Genomic DNA, 7,363 nt, shown 5'->3' with positions numbered 1-7,363 from the left:
CCACCAGAGCCAGAACCAGCATGGGAGAAAGTTTATCCTGAATTAAGAGCGGATTTTAAAGGCGAACTACCTACAGCATCGGCCAGGCCAGCGGCAGCGGTAGCCCCTTCAAACACTGCGGCTTTGGATAAAATGTTATCGGATGCGAAAATCGGACCTGAATTGATCGAAAGCTTAGGTGCTGGTTTACGTACGTTTGGTGATAAAGTGGCGGCAATTTCTAATGTTGCCGATACCTCTACCGCAACAAATGAATTAACCGGTAAAATTAAAACCGCTTCAGCCGGCTTTGATAGTTTAAGTGCATCTTTCGAGAAAGCAACAGCTAATTTAAAGGCAATGGGCGAGAGCAATGTAGATTCGCAGGCTTACCACGATCAGGTAAATAACCTGGCCAAAAACTTATCTGCCCTAAATGCGGTATACGAATTGGAATTACAGGATTCTAGTGCACATCTAAAATCGATGAATAAATTCTATTCAAACTTATCGTTAACCATGCAGAACTTCAACGAATCGATGGAAGATTCGAAACAGTTTAAAGAAGAGGTGAACAAACTGGCTAAAAACCTTTCATCACTTAATGCAATTTACGGTAATATGTTATCGGCTATGAACGGCCCACGTGTATAATTTGTTTAGTTTTTAATTTTTAAAGGAAAGCTATCAAACATGGCAGGCGGAAAAGAAACAACAAGGCAGCGGATGATCAATATCATGTATTTGGTATTGTTGGCCATGCTTGCCTTAAACGTATCAGATACTGTTTTAGATGCATTCAAAAATATCAATGATAGTTTGGATACTTCTAAGAACAACGTAAATACAAGCATAAATCAGTTATTTGCTGCTTTCGAAAATTCGAAATTGAAAGAAGAGCCAGCAAGGGCACAGCCTATTTACGAAAAAGCTAAACAGGCCAGAACGGCGGCAGATGAATTGAACAATTACATCGAAGGGCTTAAAAAAGAATTTACAAAACAAGGGGATGGGATTAATCCTGAAACCGGAGATCTTGTAAACAGGGATAATCTTGATATTGCACAGCATATCATGATCAACCAGAAAGAGGCAGATAAATTAAAGGAGAAAATTAACGCAACACGCGAAAAATTGATTTCTTTATTGGATAAAGAGGATAGAGCCAATGTTTCTTTCTCACTTGAGGCCAAAGATCCTGCTATAAAAAGAAAAGGCAACTGGCAGGAAACCTATTTCGGTGAGGGAACTCCGTTAACAGCTGCAATGACTATTTTAACCAAATTACAGGCAGATACCAAAAATGCTGAAGCAGAAGTGGTGAAAAAGTTGTTCGGAAATATGGATAAAGCGCAGGTTAACCTCGATCAGTTTGCAGCAGTTGCAGTTGCGCCTACTTCTTACGTTATCCAGGGGCAGCCTTATACCGCTGAGGTATTTTTAACAGCGAGCGATTCGAGATCAACTCCTGATATCACTGTTAATGGTAATAAATTATCGGTTAAAGAAGGTAAGGGAACATACACTGGTGGTACAAGTACCGTTGGTCAGTTTACCTGGGTTGGTACTATTCGTGTACGACAAACCGATGGAAATGTTAAAGAATACAAAACCCAGCCACAAACGTATCAGGTTGCAAAACCATCGGCATCTGTTTCCTCAACCAAGTTGAACGTAATTTATGCGGGTATCCCAAATCCATTTACGGTGTCAGCTGCAGGATTTCCATTAGAAAGTATCCGTGCTTCTATATCAGGCGGTTCAATGTCGGGTGGTAACGGAAACTTTAACGTTAACGTACCGGGTAGTTTGGTTGGTTCGGAAGTATCGATCAACGTATCGGCAAATAATGCTGGTAAAACTGTGAGTTTGGGCTCACAAAAATTCAGGGTAAAAGGCATTCCTACACCAGTAGCAAAAGTTGGTGGCCGTGCAGGTGGTGATATTGCTTCTGTACAATTGAAAAGCGAATCAGAAATTGAAGCAGATCTGGATGATTTTCCATTCGATGTTAAATTTAAGATTCAGCGCTATAAGTTAACCATTATCAAGCCACGCTCTGACGCAGTTACCATTCCGGGTACCGGTGGAAGTTTTGCAGGTGCGGTAAAAGGTGCTATTAATTCGATTACACCAGGTACAAGGGTGTTTTTTGAAGATATTGTTTCTATTGGTCCTGATGGACGTCAGAAGATTTTACCTTCATTGGCGTTCAGTGTAAAATAATAAGAAGATGAAAAGGATTTTAAGTATTGCTATTTTAGTTTTGTTAACCACGTTTGCTTTTGCTCAAAAAAAGCCGACTAAGTTAGCGCCAAAAAAAGCTGCTCCTGTAGTTGCTGCGCCACCTGTGGCCGAGCCGGTTAAAGCTCCTGTAACTGCTAAAAAGAAACTGAAAGTACCTCCTAAAGATGGTTTTTATGCCCGTAAGGACATTGACAGTACTGAAATGGTGCCTTTGGCTGATGTAAGGGAAGAAGATGTGTTTTACGCGAAAAGGATCTGGAGAGAGATTGATTTGCGTGATACCGTAAACTCACCGTTAAGATCGCCAAAATCGAGATTGATCGATGTATTGATCGGCGCAATTAAAAAGGATGAGCTAACTGCCTATTCTCCTATTGATAGTGCATTAAACGAAGATGATGCTTTTTTAAACCCGATGTCTGCAGATTCTGCAGCTAAAGCAGCCTCAGGAACAGCAGAGGTTTCGAACAATAAAACCGGAACGGTTACTACTGTAGTAAATGACTTCAACGCAGATTTATTCCTGAAATTCAGGATTAAGGAAGACTGGATTTTTGATACCAAACGTTCTATTTTCGAACCACGAATTGTAGGTATCGCACCGTTAAAATTCAACGAGGTTTCTAAGCAATGGCAGCCTGTATTCTGGGTATATTATACAGAAGCAAGAGAAATTTTGACCAAGAAACGTTTGATCAATACCAATAACGATGCTTCATCTTTAAGTTTTGATGATTTCTTTATCCGCCGCTTGTTCAGCAGCTATATTGTTAAAGAATCTAATCCTGGCGATAACAAGATCAGGGATATTATTTCGGATCCTAAAGAAAGGTTGTACGAATCAGAGAGGATTAAAAAATCTGTTCTCGACTACGAACAAGGTCTTTGGGAATACTAATCTTATTAAAAGCTCCGATTCATCGGAGCTTTTTTTATACACCGTCATCTCGACTGAAGCGAAGCGTAATGGAGAGATCTATCTTGATAGATTAGCTAACACTAACTGCATTCACAAAAGGCCCGTCATTGCGAGGAGGCTTTTTCAGCCGACGAAGCAATCTTAAACAATTAGTTATAGCAATCGTAGCAAGATTGCTTCGTCGTGCCTCCTCGCAATGACGACCGTTTTATAGAGAAGTTCTGTTGACGGATAATATTCTGCAACGAAATTAAGCGACTATGATGTAGAATTTGAATGCAAAAAGGGGTAACCCAAATCAATGGATTACCCCTTTTTATTAAATTTACTAAGTAAAATTATTGGTTATCAGTAGCTGCTTCAATTACATTCTGTATTGATGTAGATACGTTCGATAAAAGATCGTAACCTGTTGCAGATTCAATTGAATTAACTGTTGTACGGAATGTTTTCCAGTTGGTATTTAAACCATTGGTATTTGGCATGTTTACTGCAATTACCCTTGTAGAAGATGTAATTCTGCTTAAATCATTATTACCGTTAGGCAATACTACAATAACTTTCCAGGTGTTCGATGGCACATTAACACGGCCATTATCAATGGTGAAAGTAGTGCCTCCGTTGCTTCCTGTACCACCCGAACCATAAGAACCGCAGATGATGTAAACTTCGTTACCTGCCGTTACCAAAGAGCGGGTATAGTTTTCAAGGTCGGCCCATGGTCCCTGATTATTATTGGGAGCCTGTGGCATCATGTTGCTCATTAAAAAGGTAGAAGAGTTGGCAGAAACCGAAGCTGTTCTATCGGCCGAAGGGCAGTTGTGGCCACGATCGAAACCTGAACCAGAATAACTGCTGTTTGATACCTGATACCAACCTGCAGGTAATGTGTTATCCGCCCTGAAATCATCCTGGCGTGGTGTAGAACCTAAATCGGCTGATCCAACATGCCAGCTTACCCAGTTTGGTGTAGCCCTGCTTCTGCTGTAAGAGCTTGTATAATAAGTACGTTCCATCAGGTAATTTTCAGGGGAAGACGTACTTGCTACGGCGTTACTTGGATTACCAAGTAAAAGATGGCTATTATCTCCAGGGGTTGTTGTTGGTGGAGTGGTGCCACCGTCACCGGTCGAAATACTGAAATCGTCGATATTGATGCGGGCAGTACCACCACTGATTTTACGGATCTGAAAACGCACATTTCCGGAAATTGCGGTGTTAAATGTTGCAGTTGTTAATGTTGTTGAGCTACTCGTAACGGTGCTACCGGCTTGTTGCCAGCTCGAACCACCGTTGGTAGAATACCAAAGCTGCCAGGTACTATTGGCATCAGTACCATATTTGGCGTGGGCAATGGTTACTACATCGGCTCCATTTGCATTAAAATTCATACTTAAAATACCCGTGTTACGGATACGTACAGATTGGCTACCGTTCTTAGCATCTGCGGCCAGGTTTCCGATCAATGCGTCGTCAAGGCTCCAGCTTCCACTGCTTAAAGTAACCGATCCTACGGTATAACTTCCTTTGGTACCTGACTCGAATGTTTCGGGGAAACCGGCCGTTACGGCCTGGGCACTGGCGGTAGCTGCTTTGCTGTTTAACTTTTGGTCAAATAGGCTGCTGTCTGGCTGTATTTGGTTATCCTTTTTACAGGCAGCAAGGCCAAGGCATAAAATGCCCAATAAGCTTAGTTTTTTTAATGCTTTCATTGTTTTGGTTTGGGATTATTTAATGGATGGGATAATTTTTAGGTTTCGATAGCGAAAGTTTCCATTACAATACAGGTGCCATCTGGTAAATAGCCTGCAATCAACACCGGGATCCTGCTGGCGTCTTCTACTCTGATCACCGTGATATTGGATAGATTTTGTTTAATGAAGGTATAAAAAGTGGCTATTTTGTCTGCATTTTCGACCATTGGGATGTCGGCCTTGTCAACTTTTGATATTAGACGGTCGAAAAAGGCTGCCTGATCGATTTGTTTAAGATTTGAAGGATCTGACTGGTATTGGATAGCAATTTTCTGCAAAAGTGCTGCTGGTGTAATTTTGCCCCAATCGGCCGCTTTAAATGGACTTTCTGATTCGGTAAAATACAGTACACCCAACAAAAGTTTGGTGATGGTGGCCAGGATGTTGTTATTCATGTAAATAGGGATAGTTTTACGAGTATTAACAGCCCTAAATTATAGAAAAAGTATTTAAGTAGTGCGAAATCAAGATTAATAAAGTGTTAACATTTTTACCCTCGCGTCTGTTGTTGTTTACAAAGCAGGCTTATGCGTCTTTAAAGTGTGCAAGTAAGGTAATTACCTGTTTTTTGTTCAGCACTTCCGAAAGTTCCTTTTCTGTAGCTTCCTTTATCTTTTTAACCGATTTAAAATGTGTGAGCAGCTTATCCGCAGTGGTTTTACCAATGCCTTCAATTTGTTCGAGTTCGGTTTTAAGCGTACCCTGATCACGCTTTTTCCGGTGAAAGGTAATCCCAAAACGGTGGGCTTCATCACGCAGCTGCTGGATCACTTTGAGTGTCTCCGATTTTTTATCGAGATATAGTGGGTACGAATCGCCTGGATAAAACAGTTCTTCCAACCGTTTGGCAATGCCGATTACGGTAACTTTATTTTCTATCCCCAGCAACTTTAAACTCTTCACTGCCGACGATAGCTGGCCTTTACCGCCATCAATAATGATGAGCTGGGGCAAAGTCTGGTTTTCATCCAGCATTCTTCTGTAGCGGCGGAAAACGGCTTCTTCCATCGTGGCAAAATCGTTTGGCCCTTCTACTGTTTTCACATTAAAATGGCGGTAATCTTTTTTCGAAGGTTTGGCATCTTTAAATACCACAATTGCCGAAACCGGATATTTACCCTGAAAGTTGGAGTTATCAAAACATTCGATATGTTTTGGAAGCTGCGTTAAACGCAGGTCTTTCTGCATGGTGGTTAAAATCCGGTCGGTACGCAGATCCGGGTTCAGCTTTTCGTACTGATTGAGTTTTTCCTTTTTAAAGAACAGCACATTCTTTTGCGATAGCTCTAAAAGTTTTTTCTTTTCGCCCAGTTTCGGAACAGTAAATTTTAAGCTTTCATCTTCTAACGAAGGCTCAAAAGGAACAATGATTTCTTTTGAAGTACTGTTAAATTTGGTTCTGAACTCCAGCATGGCCAGGGTTAAAATCTCATCATCGCTCTCATCCAGTTGCTTTTTAACCTCTATGGTCTGCGTTTGGATAATGGTTCCATTCATCACTTTCAGGTAATTTACGAAAGCATAACGCTCATCAGAGGCAATACTCACCACATCCACATTGGTAATGGCACTGTTTACCACAGTCGATTTGCTTTGGTATTTCTCCAAAACCTGCAACCTGCGGGCATATTGGTGTGCCAGTTCGAAGTTTAAATCTTCAGAAGCTGATTTGATGATCCCTTTTACATCGCGGATCACATTCCCGATTTTACCGTTCAGGATTTCTTTGATCTCTCCAATGTTTTTATCGTAGTCGGCTTCTGTCTGGTATTTTTGGCAGGGACCTTTACAGTTCCCGATCTGGTATTCGAGGCAGACTTTAAATTTACCCTCATCTATATTTTTCTCCGTTAATGGCAAAGTACAGGTACGTAATGGGTAGGTCTCTTTAATCAGATCGAGGATGGTATGCATCATACCTATCGAACCATAGGGCCCGAAATAGGTTGAGCCATCCTTTATTACCTTACGCGTCCAGTAAATCCGTGGGAAATTTTCATTTTTTACGATAATCCATGGATAGGTTTTATCGTCTTTTAAGTTGATGTTGAATTTCGGCTGGTGTTTTTTGATCAGGCTGTTTTCCAATAGCCAGGCATCAATCTCCGTATCAACAATGGTAAAGGTAATTTTGCGGATCTTTGATACCAGTACCCTTGTTTTGCCATTAAACTGGTTTCTATCGCTGTTAAAATACGAACCTACACGGTTACGCAGGTCTTTCGCTTTACCAATGTACATCAGCTTTCCATCGGCATCCCAATACTGGTATACGCCGGGTTTATGTGGAATTGCGGTTAATGCTGTTTTATGGTCGAAACTGCTCATGAGAAATTAAAAGGAGCAAAAAATGTGGTGATTTTTAATGAAGAATAATATTTGGAATGTCTATTCATAATACTTTTATTAGCTTTTTTTAAGCCACGCGATCGTCATGCTGAATTTATTTCAGCATCTTTCCTGC

Annotated in this window: 6 protein-coding genes; 3 read left to right on the top strand and 3 right to left on the bottom strand. The window is 40.9% G+C overall.

Going from position 1 to position 7,363, the window contains the following annotated elements; all coding sequences use genetic code 11:
* The 3 genes from gldL to gldN form a co-directional block, all read left to right on the top strand.
* Positions 1 to 633 (top strand): gliding motility protein GldL (gene gldL / locus B2V92_RS08565; protein ID WP_293306874.1); only part of this gene is annotated, 633 nt, incomplete at its 5' end.
* Positions 634 to 672: 39 nt separating this feature from the next.
* A complete protein-coding gene (gldM, locus tag B2V92_RS08560) occupies positions 673 to 2,205 on the top strand; it encodes a gliding motility protein GldM (RefSeq protein ID WP_293306872.1) in 1,533 nt (510 codons plus the stop codon).
* Between the two features lie 7 nt (positions 2,206 to 2,212).
* On the top strand, positions 2,213 to 3,124 hold the full coding sequence (gldN, locus tag B2V92_RS08555) for a gliding motility protein GldN (RefSeq protein WP_293306870.1): 912 nt from the start codon (positions 2,213 to 2,215) through the stop codon (positions 3,122 to 3,124).
* Positions 3,125 to 3,483: 359 nt separating this feature from the next.
* On the opposite strand, the gene B2V92_RS08550 is transcribed toward gldN, so the two are convergent.
* The 3 genes from B2V92_RS08550 to uvrC all read right to left on the bottom strand — a co-directional run bounded on the left by B2V92_RS08550 (position 3,484) and on the right by uvrC (position 7,227).
* The gene (locus tag B2V92_RS08550; protein WP_293306868.1) at positions 3,484 to 4,857 is read right to left on the bottom strand and encodes a DNA/RNA non-specific endonuclease; all 1,374 of its coding nucleotides are present in this window, start codon (positions 4,855 to 4,857) and stop codon (positions 3,484 to 3,486) included.
* Positions 4,858 to 4,895: 38 nt separating this feature from the next.
* On the bottom strand, positions 4,896 to 5,294 hold the full coding sequence (locus B2V92_RS08545) for a nuclease A inhibitor family protein (RefSeq protein ID WP_293306866.1): 399 nt from the start codon (positions 5,292 to 5,294) through the stop codon (positions 4,896 to 4,898).
* A gap of 130 nt (positions 5,295 to 5,424) precedes the next feature.
* A complete protein-coding gene (gene uvrC, locus B2V92_RS08540) occupies positions 5,425 to 7,227 on the bottom strand; it encodes an excinuclease ABC subunit UvrC (protein WP_293306864.1) in 1,803 nt (600 codons plus the stop codon).
* Between the last annotated feature and the right edge of the window lie 136 nt (positions 7,228 to 7,363).

It is taken from the genome of Pedobacter sp. UBA5917 (assembly GCF_002432345.1).
In the GTDB taxonomy this organism is placed as follows: domain Bacteria; phylum Bacteroidota; class Bacteroidia; order Sphingobacteriales; family Sphingobacteriaceae; genus Pedobacter.
The sequence above is the reverse complement of the archived record's forward strand: the minus strand, read 5'-3'. Positions and strand labels throughout refer to the sequence as shown.